Genomic DNA, 14472 nt, shown 5'->3' with positions numbered 1-14472 from the left:
GCAAGTATAAAGAGCGATGCTGATGAGGTCTATGCAGAATAGCCGCAACCGTGCGCCTGAATAGCACACGGTTGTGCAGAATCAAGAAGGTTTATTACTGCCGTCGTCGCCGGATAAGAGCTCATCAAGCTTGTCTCCGCCGACGTGACGGAAATCCTGACCTTTGACGAAGTAGAAAATAATTTCGCAGATGTTCTGGCAGCGGTCACCAATACGCTCGATGGCGCGGGCGCAGAACAGTGCAGTTAACACGCTGGGAATCGTACGGGGATCTTCCATCATGTAAGTCATCAGCTGACGCACAATCCCCTCGTACTCTTTATCCACTTTTTTATCTTCGCGGTAGATCTGAACGGCTTCGTTAAGATCCATACGTGCAAACGCGTCCAGTACGTCATGCAGCATCTGTACGGTGTGGCGGCCCAGGGATTCCAGGCTGACCAGCAGAGGCAGATGTTGCTGACCAAACTTCTCCAGTGCGGTACGGCTGATTTTCTCGGCCACGTCGCCGATACGTTCCAGCTCGGAAATGGTCTTAATAATTGCCATAACCAGACGCAGGTCAATCGCAGTAGGCTGGCGTTTGGCAATGATGCGCACGCAAGCCTCATCAATCTCCACTTCCATCATGTTGACCTTCTGGTCGCCATCGATGACGCGCTGGGCCAGCTCACCGTCCAGGTTATGCATGGCGGTAATCGCATCGGTCAGCTGTTGCTCGACCAGCCCGCCCATAATCATCACCTGAGTGCGGATGTGCTCCAGTTCAGCGTTGAACTGACCGGAGATGTGTTTATTCAGATTTAAACTGTCCATGGCGATCTCCTGTCAAATCAGCCGTAGCGACCTGTGATGTAGTCTTCTGTTTGTTTCTGTGCCGGCTTGGTGAACAGCGTGTCGGTGTCGCTGAACTCAATCAGTTCGCCCAGATACATAAATGCCGTGTGGTCGGAACACCGTGCAGCCTGCTGCATGTTATGGGTCACGATCACAACCGTATAATCCTGCTTCAGTTCGGTAATTAATTCTTCGATACGGCCGGTGGAAATCGGATCCAGGGCTGAGCATGGCTCATCCAGCAGCAGCACTTCCGGACGGATAGCGATGCCGCGGGCAATGCATAAACGCTGCTGCTGTCCACCCGACAGGCTGTAGCCACTCTGGTGCAGCTTGTCTTTGGTTTCGTTCCACAGGGCCGCTTTGGTCAGGGCCCACTGCACGCGCTCATCCATGTCGGCACGAGACAGCTTCTCGAACAGGCGCACGCCGAAAGCGATGTTGTCATAAATTGACATTGGGAAAGGCGTTGGCTTCTGAAACACCATGCCAACGCGCGCCCGCAACAGCGCGATATCCTGATGCGACGCCAGAATATTGTCACCATCCAGCAGAATATCACCTTCGGCACGCTGATCCGGATAGAGCGAATACATTTTGTTGAAAGTGCGCAGCAGGGTGGACTTACCACAGCCTGATGGCCCAATAAACGCCGTAACCTGGTTTTTAGCAATATCCAGATTAATGTTTTTCAGAGCGTGAAACTTGCCGTAATAGAAATTCAGGTTACGAACCTCGATTTTTCCGGCTGACGCAGTCGCAGTACTCATTGTTTTTCTCTCTTAATCGACACCGCACAGGGCAGTGTCGGTAGTTAACCGTGTTTACCCTTGGCGAAAACCACTCTTGCTACGATATTCAGCAGCAGCACGCACAGGGTAATAATCAATACGCCAGCCCAGGCCAGGCTCTGCCACTCGGCAAACGGGCTCATGGCGAATTTAAATATGGTGACCGGAAGGTTAGCCACGGGCTGCATCATGTCGGTGCTCCAGAACTGATTCGACAGCGCAGTAAACAGCAGCGGCGCGGTTTCACCGGCGATACGGGCAATCGCTAACAGCACACCGGTGATGATGCCGGAAACCGACGCCTTGAGCGTAATCGCCGAGATCATCTTCCATTTCGGCGTACCCAACGCATAGGCGGCTTCGCGCATGCTGTCTGGTACCAGTCGCAACATGTTTTCCGTGGTTCGAATCACTATCGGAACCTGCAGCAGCGCCAGCGCAATCACGCCGGCCCAGCCGGAGAAGTGGTGCATCTGCGCCACGACGATGGTGTAGACAAACAGGCCAACCACAATCGATGGCGCTGACAGCAGAATGTCATTAATAAAACGAATCACTTCTGCCAGTGCTGATTTGCGTCCGTACTCTGCCAGATAAACGCCGGCCATGATGCCCAACGGCGTACCGAAGAAGGTAGACCAGAAAATCAGTAAACCGCTTCCCGCCAGGGCATTGGCTAAGCCACCACCCGCGGTGTTTGGCGGCGGAGTGGACTCCGTAAACAGCGACCATGACAAACCATCAATGCCACGGCTTACCGTAGTAAACAGAATCCACACTAACCAGAACAGGCCAAAAGCCATGGTCAGTAACGACATTGTCAGCGCAATTTTGTTTTTGGTACTGCGCCACGACTGCATCTTACGACGTGACGCTTCCAGCTCAGCGCGAGCCTGTACTTCCATTGTTGTCATGATCGCGCTCCTTCACTTTTGGCCAGCCGCATAATCATTAACTTTGAAATCGCCAGCACGATAAAGGTAATCACAAACAGAATCAGGCCCAGCTCCATCAGGGCCGCAACGTGTACGCCTGATTCTGCTTCAGCGAATTCGTTCGCCAGCGCGGAGGTGATACTGTTGCCGGGCATAAACAGCGAGGCGCTGTCTAACTGGTAGGTATTACCGATAATAAAGGTCACGGCCATGGTTTCACCCAGTGCACGTCCCAGACCGAGCATGACACCGCCGATCACCCCATTTTTGGTGAAGGGCAGAACAATACGCCAAATCACTTCCCAGGTCGTACAGCCAATGCCGTAAGCCGACTCTTTCATCATCACCGGCGTCTGTTCGAACACGTCGCGCATTACCGAGGCAATGTAGGGGATGATCATGATGGCCAGGATAACGCCTGCGGCCAGGATACCGATACCAAATGCGGGGCCAGAAAACAGCTCGCCAATGATAGGAATGCCCGACATCACATCGCCAACCGGCGTCTGGAAGTACTGTGCGAACAGTGGCGCAAAAACAAATAAGCCCCACATGCCGTAAACAATGCTGGGGATCGCCGCTAACAGCTCAATGGCGGTCCCCAGTGGACGACGTAACCAGCCTGGTGCGAGTTCAGTAAGGAAAAGCGCAATACCGAAACTGACCGGTACCGCAATAATCAGGGCAATGATTGAGGTGACGAGCGTACCGTAAATCGGTACCAGCGCACCAAATTGTTCGTTAGGGGCGTCCCAGGTTTTGGTCCACAAAAACGCGAAACCAAATTTCTGTATGCTCGGCCAGGAAGAGAAGATCAGGGAGACAATGATGCCGCCCATCAGTAACAAGACGATCAGCGCAGAGAGTTTTACCAGTGCACCGAAAACTCTGTCACCTTGCTTGCCTGGGGCTTTGAATGCCGACTTCGTTGCAGCCATAGAAGTCTCAGTCCTCAGAAGTTATCAGGGCGGCAGACGCCGCCCCTGAAGGCTGACCAGACTGATGTCCGGCCAGGGTCATTCACTTACTTGTAAAGCGCTTTACCTGAACTGTCTTTGATATTGGCTTTCCATGCGGCACGGATCTGCTGAACTACGCTCTCAGGCAGGGTGGCATAATCCAGGGCGTTAGCCGTTTTGCCGCCGTCTTTATAAGCCCAGTCGAAGAATTTCAGTACTTCTGCACCTTTCGCCGCATTAGCCTGGTCTTTGTAAATCAGGATAAAGGTGGTTGAGGTGATCGGCCATGCATCATTGCCTTTCTGGAAGGTCAGATCCTGGGCAAACGATTTGCTCCAGTCTGCGCCTTTTGCGGCATTAGAGAAGCTGATTTCGCTTGGCGCAACGGCCTTACCGTCTGCATCCATCAGCTTGGTGTAGGTCAGGTTATTCTGTTTGGCATACGCGTACTCAACGTAACCAATGGAGCCTGGCAGACGCTGAACGAACGCCGCAACGCCGTCGTTACCTTTACCGCCCAGACCGGTTGGCCAGTTAACGGTGTTTCCTTTACCAATTTTGCTGTTCCACTCTTCATTGACTTTCGCCAGGTAGCTGGTGAAAACGAAAGAGGTACCTGAACCATCCGCGCGGCGCACCACGTTGATGTTGGTGTCTGGCAGTTTCACGCCCGGGTTCAGTTTAACGATCGCTGGATCGTTCCACTTCTTGATATTGCCGAGATAGATATCACCTACGGTTTTTCCGTCCAGCGTCAGTTGGCCAGATTTTACGCCTGGCAGGTTAACCGCCAGCACCACACCACCGATCACGGTAGGGAACTGGAACAGCCCATTCTTCTGCAGATCTTCGTCTTTCATAGGCGCATCGGACGCACCGAAATCAACGGTTTTGGCGATAATTTGTTTTACACCGCCAGATGAACCAATGCCCTGATAGTTAATTTTGCTACCGGTGGCTTGCTGATACTCTGCTGCCCACTTGGCATAAACCGGCGCCGGGAATGTACCGCCAGCACCAGTCAGATCGGTGGCTGCAAAGGCAGAAACCGCACTAACGGCAAGAGAGGCGGCGAGGATTCGGGCTACGGTGCTACGCATCAGTGTCATGTTCCCTCCAGGGGAGAAAAGTCAGGCTAAGTGCCTTTTTAGTAAGAGTCAGTGATTGCTGCAGGAGGGAAAATAGGACAGTTTAGTGACAGAAAAATGTAGTTAATATTACAGTTATATGACAGACACAATTATTGCTAATTTTTACAAGCCCACTATTGAAAAGGACATGTTCGATGAAATTTATGAAGAAGCTTCTGGTAGGCAATATCGTCGTCCTCTGTACGCTGGCCAGCGCCCAGGCGTACGACGTACCGCAGATTCATTCGGATGAATCTTTTGCAATGACAGATAACAGAGGCACTCTGGCTACAATTGATAGTGGTGGCGCGGTCAGACAAGCTTCTGTCAATGCTGAGGATGTGAGTAAAACGAAGGAGAATGTAGAGAAATTATTAAAAACGCAAGAAAACCAGACTGATACCCTCAACCAGCTCACACAAAAGCTCAGTAAAAATGAAGATACGATCAATAACCTGCAACGCTCACTCGATGAGGCTAACCGTAAAATCAGCGATCAGCAGCGCGTAATTGAGCAAGTCAGCAGCAAAATCAAATAAATGGAACGCGTGAATCCCTGGTGGGATTCACGCGTGAGAGGCTTTACTCGACCGTAACCGATTTCGCCAGATTACGCGGCTGATCCACATCGGTGCCTTTAATCAGGGCGACATGATAGGAGAGTAGCTGGAGCGGCACGGTATAGAAGATAGGCGCAATGGCCTCTTCAACGTGCGGCAAGGGAATGATCTTCATTCCCTCGCTGTCACTGAAACCGGCATCCTGATCGGCAAACACGTACAGCAGACCGCCGCGCGCGCGCACCTCTTCGATATTCGATTTCAGCTTCTCTAACAGCTCGTTGTTCGGTGCCACCACGATGACCGGCATGTCAGCATCGATTAGCGCCAGCGGACCGTGCTTGAGTTCACCCGCAGCATAGGCTTCCGCATGAATATACGAAATTTCCTTCAGCTTCAGCGCCCCTTCCATGGCGATCGGATATTGATCGCCACGACCCAGGAACAGCGCATGGTGCTTATCAGAGAAATCTTCAGCCAGGTTTTCAATCAGCTTATCCTGCGCCAGCATTTGCTCAATGCGGCTTGGCAACGCCTGCAGACCATGAACAATCTCATGCTCTTTTTCTGCGGACATGCCGTTGAGGCGGCCGAGTTTTGCCACCAGCATCAGCAGCACGGTGAGTTGGGTGGTAAAGGCCTTTGTGGAGGCCACACCAATCTCAGTGCCCGCTTTGGTCATCAGCGCCAGATCGGATTCGCGCACCAGCGACGAACCCGCGACGTTACAGATAGCCAGCGAACCCAGATAACCCAGCTCTTTGGACAGGCGCAGCGCAGCCAGCGTATCAGCGGTTTCACCCGACTGAGAGAGGGTAATCAGCAGGCTGTTTTTACGCACAGCAGATTTGCGATAGCGGAATTCAGACGCGATTTCGACGTCGCAAGGGACGTTTGCCAGCGCCTCGAACCAGTAACGCGAAACCATACCGGAGTTATATGAGGTGCCGCAGGCAATGATCTGAACATGCTCAACCTTGCTGAGCAGGGCTTCTGCATTTGGCCCCAGTTCACTGAGATCCACTTCACCGTGGTTAAAACGCCCTGTTAAGGTGTTTTTAATCGCATTCGGTTGCTCATAGATCTCTTTCTGCATGTAGTGACGATATTGGCCTTTGTCGCCCGCATCATACTGCACGCTGGACTCGATCTCTTCACGACGGACGTTATTGCCGTTGCCATCAATGATGGTGACATCACGACGGCTAATTTCAGCGATATCGCCCTCTTCCAGATAAATGAAGCGGCGAGTGACCGGTAGCAGCGCCAGTTGGTCAGAAGCGATAAAGTTTTCACCCACACCACGGCCAATGACCAGCGGACTTCCGGAACGAGCCGCCACCAGCAGCGACGGATCGCGGCTGTCCATAATCACCATGCCATAGGCGCCGCGCAGCTGAGGGATCACGCGCTGTACAACTTCACGCAGCGAGCCGCCCTGTTTCTGTTCCAGATGGACCAGATGCGCCACCACTTCGGTATCGGTTTCTGAGGCGAAGTGATAACCCTTCGCCATCAGCGCTTCACGCAGGGGCTCATGGTTTTCAATAATGCCGTTATGGACGATAACGATGTGCTCAGAAACGTGCGGATGCGCGTTGGCTTCTGAGGGCTCGCCATGAGTTGCCCAGCGGGTGTGAGCAATACCTGTTCCGCCGACTAGGGGCTGTTCTTCTGCGGCGGCAGCCAGCATCTGAACCTTTCCCAGACGACGCAGGCGCGTTACGTGCCCCTGCTGATCGACGACGGCAAGACCGGCTGAGTCATAACCGCGGTACTCCAGGCGGCGTAACCCTTCTAACAAAATTTCAGCGATATCACGTTGTGCTACTGCGCCAACAATTCCACACATAGTTATTTCCTGACTTCATGGCTGTTCGCCATTGCGTTGTCATATGACCTGATAGTCCGGCTTTGCCGGTTCCCCGAGCCTTGTAGAGAGTGGGGATTATAGTTTTGGCACTGCAAGCGGCCCGTGTACCACGGGCCGTAAAATTATTTTTTCTTCTGCGGACGTTGCCAACCGGCTTTATGGTTCTGTTCTTTACGGTTATAGACCAGATCGGCTGCAGAGACATCTTTCATTACCGTGGTGCCCGCTGCGATAGTCGCGCCTGCCGCCACATTGACCGGCGCGACCAGCTGCGTGTCCGATCCTACAAAGACGTTATCGCCAATGATCGTTTTGAATTTATTCGCGCCATCGTAATTACAGGTGATCGTTCCCGCCCCAATATTCACATTGGCACCAATCTCGGCATCGCCCAGGTAAGAGAGGTGACCCGCTTTGGACCCTTTACCCAGTCGGGCTTTCTTCATCTCGACAAAATTACCTACGTGCGCGGCCTGAGCCAGCTCACTTCCCGGGCGCAGACGCGCAAATGGCCCTACGGTACAGTCTGCAGCCAGATTTGCATCCTCGATCACCGAATAGGGGCTGATATCACAGTCATCCCCGATAACGCTGTTTTTGATGACGCAGCCAGCACCAATTTTGACCCGGTTGCCCAGCGTCACCTGGCCTTCAATGATAACGTTGGTGTCAATTTCAACATCACGGCCATGCTGCAGGGTGCCACGCAGATCGAAACGCGCAGGATCGCGGAGCATGACGCCTGCCAACAGCAGTTTTTCAGCCTGCTCGCTTTGGTAAGTCCGCTCAAGCGTGGCCAGTTGCAGGCGATTATTGACACCGTCAGTTTCGCTATTGCGGGCCGGATGCACTGCATTAATCACCCGACCTTCTTCATGCGCCAGGGCAATAATATCGGTAATGTAGAATTCGCCCTGAGCATTATTGTTATTCAACTGGGACAGCCAGCGCTTAAGATCGCCGCCATTGGCGATCAGGATACCGGTATTGATTTCGTTAATGGTCAGTTGAGAAGGCGTGGCATCTTTTTGTTCAACAATGCCTACGATGGTGTCATTGTCGCGTACGATGCGACCGTAACCGGTGGGATTATCCAGGACGACCGTTAATAAACCGATACCGCCCGCGGGTTTTGCTTCGCGCAGACGCTGTAAGGTAGCTTCAGAAATCAGCGGGACATCACCATAGAGCATCATGATGTCTTCGTCATCGGAGAAGTGAGGGGCCGCCTGCTGCATAGCGTGGCCCGTACCCAGCTGCTCTGCCTGTAGCACCCAGTTTACTGTGCTGTCGTTTAACGTTGCTTTGAGTTGGTCACCACCGTGCCCGTATACCAAATGCACATGCTTTGCGCCAAGGCCCTTTGCGGCATCAATGACGTGCTGAACCATCGGTTTTCCTGCCAGCGTATGCAACACTTTCGGCAGATCGGAATACATACGGGTGCCCTTGCCAGCCGCAAGAATCACCACACTCATCGCACTGTTAGACATATCTATCCTGACTGATTGTAGACTGAAGAAAGTTAAACGATTTAGCGCTGAGATTACTACATTTTTCTCGGCCCGAAATTAGCCAGCATCCTTTTGCTTTACCGCCACGCAAAAAAAATGCCAACCCAATGGGCTGGCATTTCGTGACGCACAAAGCCGGATTACATCGCTTTTTTGGTCAGCTCGATCACGCGCAGTTTCGCAATGGCTTTTGCCAGTTCCGCAGAGGCCTGAGCGTAGTCCACGTCGCCGTGGCTGCTGTTCATATGCTCTTCTGCTTTACGTTTTGCTTCCAGCGCACGCGCTTCGTCCAGATCGGTACCGCGAATCGCGGTATCGGCCAGAACGGTGGTGCTGCCAGGCTGCACTTCCAGCACGCCGCCAGAGAGGTAAATAAACTCCTCTTCGCCGTGCTGTTTCACGATACGGATCATTCCAGGCTTAATGGCAGTCAGCAACGGGGCATGGCCAGGGAAAATCCCCAGTTCACCTTCGCTACCTGACACCTGAATTTTCTGTACCAGACCAGAGAACAGTTGGCTCTCTGCGCTGACAACATCCAGGTGATAAGTCATAGCCATAATTTTCCTCCTGGGAAACCGTTATTACAGTTTCTTCGCTTTTTCGACCGCTTCTTCGATGGCGCCAACCATGTAGAAGGCCTGCTCTGGCAGGTGGTCAAATTCACCTTCCATGATGCCTTTAAAGCCACGGATGGTGTCTTTCAGCGTTACGTATTTACCTGGAGAACCGGTGAACACTTCTGCTACGAAGAACGGCTGAGACAGGAAGCGCTGAATCTTACGCGCACGTGCCACCAGCAGTTTGTCTTCTTCAGACAGCTCGTCCATACCCAGGATGGCGATGATGTCTTTCAGTTCCTGATAACGCTGCAGCAGTGACTGTACGCCACGTGCAACGTCGTAGTGCTCCTGACCCACAACCAGTGGATCCAGCTGACGGCTGGTGGAGTCCAGCGGGTCAACGGCCGGGTAGATACCCAGCGAGGCGATCTGACGGCTCAGGGTAACTGTTGAGTCTAAGTGAGCAAAGGTGGTTGCTGGTGACGGGTCAGTCAAGTCATCCGCTGGCACGTATACGGCCTGTACGGAGGTGATTGAACCTGTCTTGGTGGAGGTAATACGCTCCTGCAACACACCCATCTCTTCTGCCAGCGTTGGCTGATAACCTACCGCAGATGGCATACGACCCAGCAGCGCGGATACTTCCGTACCGGCCAGGGTATAACGGTAGATGTTGTCGATGAACAGCAGAACGTCGCGGCCTTCATCACGGAATTTCTCCGCCATGGTCAGACCGGTCAGTGCCACGCGCAGACGGTTACCCGGCGGCTCGTTCATCTGGCCATACACCAGCGCAACTTTATCGATAACGTTGGAGTCAGTCATTTCGTGGTAGAAGTCGTTACCCTCACGAGTACGCTCACCCACGCCGGCAAATACCGAGTAACCTGAGTGCTCAGCCGCAATGTTACGGATCAGCTCCATCATGTTTACGGTTTTACCTACACCCGCACCACCGAACAGACCGACTTTACCGCCCTTAGCGAACGGACACATCAGGTCGATAACCTTGATGCCGGTTTCCAGCAGTTCCTGCGAGTTAGACTGATCTTCATAAGAAGGCGCAGGGCGGTGAATAGAGGAAACCTCTACTGCGCTGCCGTCTTCTTCTGTCAGGTCGCCTTTCATGTCGATAGGCTCGCCCAGCACGTTCATGATACGGCCGAGGGTTGCTTTACCAACCGGTACCTGGATCGGTTTTTTCAGGTCGGTGACTTCCAGACCGCGCTTCAGGCCGTCAGAAGTACCCATGGCGATAGTACGAACCACGCCACCACCCAGCTGCTGCTGAACTTCCAGCACCAGACGAGCATCACCATTCTTAACCTCAAGAGCGCTGTACACTTGCGGTACTGCATCCTGAGGGAATTCGACGTCAACTACGGCGCCGATAATCTGGACAATCTTTCCAGCTGCCATCTTGAATCCTCTACCTAATTCCAAACCTGGTTAAACCGCGGAGGCTCCCGAGACGATCTCGGTAAGTTCCTGGGTGATGCTGGCCTGACGAGCTTTGTTGTAAACCAACTGCAGCTCTTTGATCAGATTTCCGCCGTTATCGGTTGCAGCTTTCATTGCTACCATACGTGCGGCCTGCTCACTGGCCAGGTTTTCCACCACACCCTGATAAACCTGCGATTCGACATAGCGACGCAGCAGCGTATCCAGCAGCGCTTTCGGATCGGGCTCGTACAGGTAATCCCAGGTCTTCGCCTTCATCTCTTCTTCACCTTCCGCTGGCGGTAACGGCAGCAGTTGGGTAATGGTCGGAGTCTGAGACATGGTGTTGTTGAACTTGTTGTTAACAATGTACAGCTTGTCGATGCGGCCTTCATCGTAGGCCTGCAACATCACTTTTACCGGGCCGATAAGATCAGACAGCGCAGGCTTATCGCCCATGCCAGTGACCTGTGCCACAACATTGCCACCAACAGCGCCGAAGAATGACACGCCTTTCGATCCCACAATGGCCAGATCGCTCTGTACGCCTTTGTCGGACCAGGCCTTCATCTCTGCCAGCAATTTTTTGAACAGGTTAACGTTCAAACCACCACAAAGCCCGCGGTCAGTCGAAACGACCAGGTAGCCGACGCGCTTAACGTCGCGCTCATCCAGGTAAGGGTGCTTGTATTCCAGATTCCCCAGTGCAAGGTGACCAATCACTTTGCGCATGGTATCTGCATACGGACGGCTGGCCGCCATGCGTTCCTGCGTTTTACGCATTTTGGAGGCGGCGACCATTTCCATCGCTTTGGTGATCTTCTGCGTATTTTTTACGCTTCCGATCTTGGTACGTATTTCTTTTGCGCCGGCCATTAGCTTCTCCTCAAAGCCTTGCGGCTTGCCCTTTCAGACAAGCCGCCAGACATTACCAGGACTGGGTTGCTTTAAACGTTTCGAGGAGGCCTTTCAGCTTCTCTTCGATATCGTTATTGAAGTTACCAGACTGGTTGATTTCAGCCATCAGCTCGGCGTGATCGCGATCTGCGAACGCCAGCAGAGCAGCTTCAAAGCTACCAATTTTTGCCAGCTCAACGTCGTTCAGATAGCCGCGTTCCGCTGCGAAAAGCACCAGACCCTGCTGCGCAACCGACATCGGCGCATACTGTTTCTGCTTCAGCAGCTCGGTCACTTTCTGACCGTGGCTCAGCTGTTTACGGGTTGCATCGTCCAGATCAGATGCAAACTGGGAGAAGGCCGCCAGTTCACGATACTGCGCCAGCGCGGTACGAATACCACCGGACAGTTTCTTGATGATCTTAGTCTGAGCAGCACCACCCACACGGGATACAGAGATACCCGGGTTAACAGCAGGACGGATACCGGAGTTGAACAGGTTAGATTCCAGGAAGATCTGACCATCAGTAATCGAGATTACGTTGGTCGGAACGAACGCAGAAACGTCACCCGCCTGAGTTTCGATGATTGGCAGCGCGGTCAAAGAACCGGTCTGGCCTTTCACTTCACCATTGGTGAAGCGCTCAACGTAGTCAGCGCTCACGCGTGATGCACGCTCCAGCAGACGAGAGTGGAGATAGAACACGTCGCCTGGGAATGCTTCACGGCCTGGTGGACGGCGCAGCAGCAGAGAAATCTGACGGTAAGCAACAGCCTGCTTAGACAGGTCATCGTAAACGATCAGCGCATCTTCACCGCGGTCACGGAAGTATTCGCCCATGGCGCAACCTGCATACGGAGCCAGATACTGCAGTGCAGCAGACTCAGACGCAGAGGCAACAACAACGATGGTGTTAGCCAGCGCGCCGTGCTCTTCCAGTTTACGTACCACGTTAGAAATGGTTGACGCTTTCTGACCAATCGCAACGTAGACACACTTGATGCCTGAATCGCGCTGGTTGATGATGGCGTCGATAGCCATTGCGGTTTTACCGGTCTGACGGTCACCGATGATCAGCTCACGCTGGCCACGGCCGATTGGAATCATCGCATCGACAGATTTGTAACCGGTCTGAACAGGCTGGTCTACGGACTGACGGTCGATAACACCTGGTGCAATCACTTCGACTGGCGAGAAGCCGTCGTTGTCGATCGCGCCTTTACCGTCGATAGGTGCACCCAGGGTGTTCACCACACGGCCCAGCAGGCCACGGCCAACCGGTACTTCAAGAATACGGCCAGTACACTTGACCTTCATGCCTTCGGCCAGGTCAGCATACGGACCCATCACCACCGCACCTACAGAGTCACGCTCGAGGTTCAGGGCGATAGCGTAACGGTTTCCCGGCAGGGAAATCATCTCACCCTGCATAACATCGGCCAGGCCGTGTACGCGGATGATACCGTCACTTACAGAAACAATAGTACCTTCGTTGTGAGCTTCACTCACGACATTGAACTGAGCAATGCGCTGCTTGATCAGTTCGCTGATTTCGGTGGAATTCAGTTGCATATGCTCCAGTCCCCTTAAGACTGCAAGACGTCAGCCAGACGGTCAAGACGGCCGCGTACGCTGCCATCAATAACCAGATCACCCGAACGGATGATCACGCCTGCCATCACAGACTTATCAATTTTGCAATTCAGCTTAACTTTGCGTGACAGACGTTTTTCCATCGCGGCGCTGATTTTAGTCAGCTGGTCGTCACTCAGCGTGCTGGCAGAAATAACATCCACTTCGGCAGTCGCTTCATAAGCGTCTCGCAGTTGAATGAATTGCGCCAGTACAGCCGGAAGCGCTGTCAAACGTCCGTTTTCCGCCATCACCTTAATCAGGTTCTGTGCGGGTTCATCCAGTTGATCACCACAGACTGCATTAAACGAGGCAGCCAGCGCTTCGGGTGCTAATGCACCTGAAAGCAGGTCGGCCATCTGTTCATTGGCAGCCACTTCTGCGGCAAACGCCAGCATCTTTTGCCAGCGTTCAATACTTTGATGCTCAACAGCAAAGTCAAAAGCTGCTTTGGCGTAGGGGCGAGCTACAGTAATCAGATCAGACATCAGCCCCTCCCTCCTTACAGTTCAGCGACCAGTTTATCAACGATGTCGCTGTTAGCAGCTTCATCCACGGAACGTTCGATGATCTTCTCGGCGCCAGCCATTGCCAGCAACGCGACTTGCTTACGCAGTTCTTCACGTGCACGCTTGCGTTCGGCGTCAATTTCAGCCTGCGCTTGTGCAACAATGCGAGTACGTTCGTTATCAGCTTCAGTCTTGGCTTCGTCCAGAATCTGCGTGCGACGCTTGTTCGCCTGCTCGATAATGACCTGAGCTTCCTCTTTCGCTTTTTTCAGCTGGTCGGTCGCATTAGCCTGCGCGAGATCCAAATCTTTCTTCGCGCGTTCAGCAGAAGCAAGGCCTTCAGCAATTTCTTTCTGGCGCTTTTCGATGGCAGCCATAATCGGTGGCCATACGTACTTCATGCAGAACGCGACAAACAGGATGAACGCGATGGCCTGGCCGAGGATTGTTGCATTAATGTTCACAGCACAATGCCTCTAATTAAGTATTTAACTTTTCTGCCGCTATCAACGATAAACGGCAGAATCCGTTCACTCTCGCACCAGGTACGGAGTGAACACAGGGGCTTTAGGCGACAGCAAACATCACGTAGAGGCCCAGACCAACAGCGATCATTGGGATTGCATCCACCAGACCCATTACAACAAAGAACTGCGTACGCAGCAGAGGAATCAGGTCAGGCTGACGAGCAGCGCCTTCCAGGAATTTTCCTCCGAGGATGCCGATACCGATCGCAGCACCGATTGCCGCCAGGCCCATCATCACAGCGGCAGCCATGTACAGCAGATCCATATTCAGGTTTTCCATGACAGTCTCCAGTTTGTTTCAGTT

General features: G+C 53.0%; 15 protein-coding genes. 1 reads left to right on the top strand and 14 read right to left on the bottom strand.

Annotation, left to right across the window (positions count from 1 at the left end; translation table 11 throughout):
- Positions 1-81: 81 nt before the first annotated feature.
- The 5 genes from phoU to pstS all read right to left on the bottom strand — a co-directional run bounded on the left by phoU (position 82) and on the right by pstS (position 4631).
- On the bottom strand, positions 82-816 hold the full coding sequence (gene phoU / locus EL29_RS18155) for a phosphate signaling complex protein PhoU (RefSeq protein ID WP_013023944.1): 735 nt from the start codon (positions 814-816) through the stop codon (positions 82-84).
- Positions 817-833: 17 nt separating this feature from the next.
- On the bottom strand, positions 834-1607 hold the full coding sequence (pstB, locus tag EL29_RS18150) for a phosphate ABC transporter ATP-binding protein PstB (RefSeq protein WP_013023943.1): 774 nt from the start codon (positions 1605-1607) through the stop codon (positions 834-836).
- 44 nt (positions 1608-1651) lie between these two features.
- Positions 1652-2542 carry a phosphate ABC transporter permease PstA gene (gene pstA, locus EL29_RS18145; protein ID WP_013023942.1) on the bottom strand — a complete coding sequence of 297 codons (891 nt, stop codon included), beginning with the start codon at positions 2540-2542 and terminating at the stop codon, positions 1652-1654.
- Positions 2539-3501, bottom strand: a complete 963-nt coding sequence (pstC, locus tag EL29_RS18140) for a phosphate ABC transporter permease PstC (RefSeq protein ID WP_013023941.1) — start codon at positions 3499-3501, stop codon at positions 2539-2541. Before pstC ends, pstA begins: the two co-directional genes overlap by 4 nt.
- 86 nt (positions 3502-3587) lie before the next feature.
- Positions 3588-4631, bottom strand: coding sequence for a phosphate ABC transporter substrate-binding protein PstS (gene pstS / locus EL29_RS18135; protein ID WP_014332963.1), 1044 nt, complete (start codon positions 4629-4631; stop codon positions 3588-3590).
- A gap of 176 nt (positions 4632-4807) precedes the next feature.
- On the opposite strand from pstS, the gene EL29_RS18130 reads away from it, so the two are divergent.
- The gene (locus EL29_RS18130) at positions 4808-5191 is read left to right on the top strand and encodes a DUF4349 domain-containing protein (protein WP_014332964.1); all 384 of its coding nucleotides are present in this window, start codon (positions 4808-4810) and stop codon (positions 5189-5191) included.
- Positions 5192-5234: 43 nt separating this feature from the next.
- Here the strand turns inward: EL29_RS18130 and glmS are convergent, their stop codons facing one another.
- The 9 genes from glmS to atpE all read right to left on the bottom strand — a co-directional run bounded on the left by glmS (position 5235) and on the right by atpE (position 14448).
- Complete coding sequence (gene glmS / locus EL29_RS18125) at positions 5235-7064, bottom strand: glutamine--fructose-6-phosphate transaminase (isomerizing) (RefSeq protein ID WP_013023938.1); 1830 nt, start codon at positions 7062-7064, stop codon at positions 5235-5237.
- Positions 7065-7207: 143 nt separating this feature from the next.
- Positions 7208-8578: a bifunctional UDP-N-acetylglucosamine diphosphorylase/glucosamine-1-phosphate N-acetyltransferase GlmU gene (gene glmU / locus EL29_RS18120; RefSeq protein ID WP_013023937.1), complete on the bottom strand. Its 1371-nt coding sequence runs from the start codon at positions 8576-8578 to the stop codon at positions 7208-7210.
- A gap of 161 nt (positions 8579-8739) precedes the next feature.
- The gene (locus EL29_RS18115; RefSeq protein ID WP_013023936.1) at positions 8740-9159 is read right to left on the bottom strand and encodes a F0F1 ATP synthase subunit epsilon; all 420 of its coding nucleotides are present in this window, start codon (positions 9157-9159) and stop codon (positions 8740-8742) included.
- Positions 9160-9183: 24 nt separating this feature from the next.
- Positions 9184-10581 (bottom strand): F0F1 ATP synthase subunit beta, encoded by a 1398-nt coding sequence (gene atpD, locus EL29_RS18110; protein WP_014332967.1) that lies wholly within the window; start codon positions 10579-10581, stop codon positions 9184-9186.
- Between the two features lie 30 nt (positions 10582-10611).
- Positions 10612-11478 carry a F0F1 ATP synthase subunit gamma gene (gene atpG, locus EL29_RS18105; protein WP_006121201.1) on the bottom strand — a complete coding sequence of 289 codons (867 nt, stop codon included), beginning with the start codon at positions 11476-11478 and terminating at the stop codon, positions 10612-10614.
- A 52-nt stretch (positions 11479-11530) separates the two neighbouring features.
- Positions 11531-13072 carry a F0F1 ATP synthase subunit alpha gene (gene atpA / locus EL29_RS18100; protein WP_013023934.1) on the bottom strand — a complete coding sequence of 514 codons (1542 nt, stop codon included), beginning with the start codon at positions 13070-13072 and terminating at the stop codon, positions 11531-11533.
- Positions 13073-13086: 14 nt separating this feature from the next.
- Positions 13087-13620, bottom strand: coding sequence for a F0F1 ATP synthase subunit delta (gene atpH / locus EL29_RS18095; protein WP_006121199.1), 534 nt, complete (start codon positions 13618-13620; stop codon positions 13087-13089).
- A gap of 14 nt (positions 13621-13634) precedes the next feature.
- Complete coding sequence (atpF, locus tag EL29_RS18090; protein ID WP_013023933.1) at positions 13635-14105, bottom strand: F0F1 ATP synthase subunit B; 471 nt, start codon at positions 14103-14105, stop codon at positions 13635-13637.
- 103 nt (positions 14106-14208) lie between these two features.
- Entirely contained in the window at positions 14209-14448 is a 240-nt protein-coding gene (gene atpE, locus EL29_RS18085; protein ID WP_003849523.1) for a F0F1 ATP synthase subunit C, read from the bottom strand.
- Positions 14449-14472 lie beyond the last annotated feature (24 nt).

The sequence above is a fragment of the Pantoea ananatis LMG 2665 genome (assembly GCF_000710035.2).
Lineage (GTDB): Bacteria > Pseudomonadota > Gammaproteobacteria > Enterobacterales > Enterobacteriaceae > Pantoea > Pantoea ananatis.
The sequence above is the reverse complement of the archived record's forward strand: the minus strand, read 5'-3'. Positions and strand labels throughout refer to the sequence as shown.

Bases quoted from the DNA above. Each gene is read 5' to 3' on its own strand.
- atpH (WP_006121199.1), bottom strand. From the start codon at position 13,620: ATGTCTGATCTGATTACTGTAGCTCGCCCCTACGCCAAAGCAGCTTTT.
- atpA (WP_013023934.1), bottom strand. From the start codon at position 13,072: ATGCAACTGAATTCCACCGAAATCAGCGAACTGATCAAGCAGCGCATT.
- pstB (WP_013023943.1), bottom strand. From the start codon at position 1,607: ATGAGTACTGCGACTGCGTCAGCCGGAAAAATCGAGGTTCGTAACCTG.
- pstS (WP_014332963.1), bottom strand. From the start codon at position 4,631: ATGACACTGATGCGTAGCACCGTAGCCCGAATCCTCGCCGCCTCTCTT.
- EL29_RS18130 (WP_014332964.1), top strand. From the start codon at position 4,808: ATGAAATTTATGAAGAAGCTTCTGGTAGGCAATATCGTCGTCCTCTGT.
- atpD (WP_014332967.1), bottom strand. From the start codon at position 10,581: ATGGCAGCTGGAAAGATTGTCCAGATTATCGGCGCCGTAGTTGACGTC.
- pstA (WP_013023942.1), bottom strand. From the start codon at position 2,542: ATGACAACAATGGAAGTACAGGCTCGCGCTGAGCTGGAAGCGTCACGT.
- atpG (WP_006121201.1), bottom strand. From the start codon at position 11,478: ATGGCCGGCGCAAAAGAAATACGTACCAAGATCGGAAGCGTAAAAAAT.
- glmS (WP_013023938.1), bottom strand. From the start codon at position 7,064: ATGTGTGGAATTGTTGGCGCAGTAGCACAACGTGATATCGCTGAAATT.
- glmU (WP_013023937.1), bottom strand. From the start codon at position 8,578: ATGTCTAACAGTGCGATGAGTGTGGTGATTCTTGCGGCTGGCAAGGGC.
- EL29_RS18115 (WP_013023936.1), bottom strand. From the start codon at position 9,159: ATGGCTATGACTTATCACCTGGATGTTGTCAGCGCAGAGAGCCAACTG.
- atpE (WP_003849523.1), bottom strand. From the start codon at position 14,448: ATGGAAAACCTGAATATGGATCTGCTGTACATGGCTGCCGCTGTGATG.
- phoU (WP_013023944.1), bottom strand. From the start codon at position 816: ATGGACAGTTTAAATCTGAATAAACACATCTCCGGTCAGTTCAACGCT.
- pstC (WP_013023941.1), bottom strand. From the start codon at position 3,501: ATGGCTGCAACGAAGTCGGCATTCAAAGCCCCAGGCAAGCAAGGTGAC.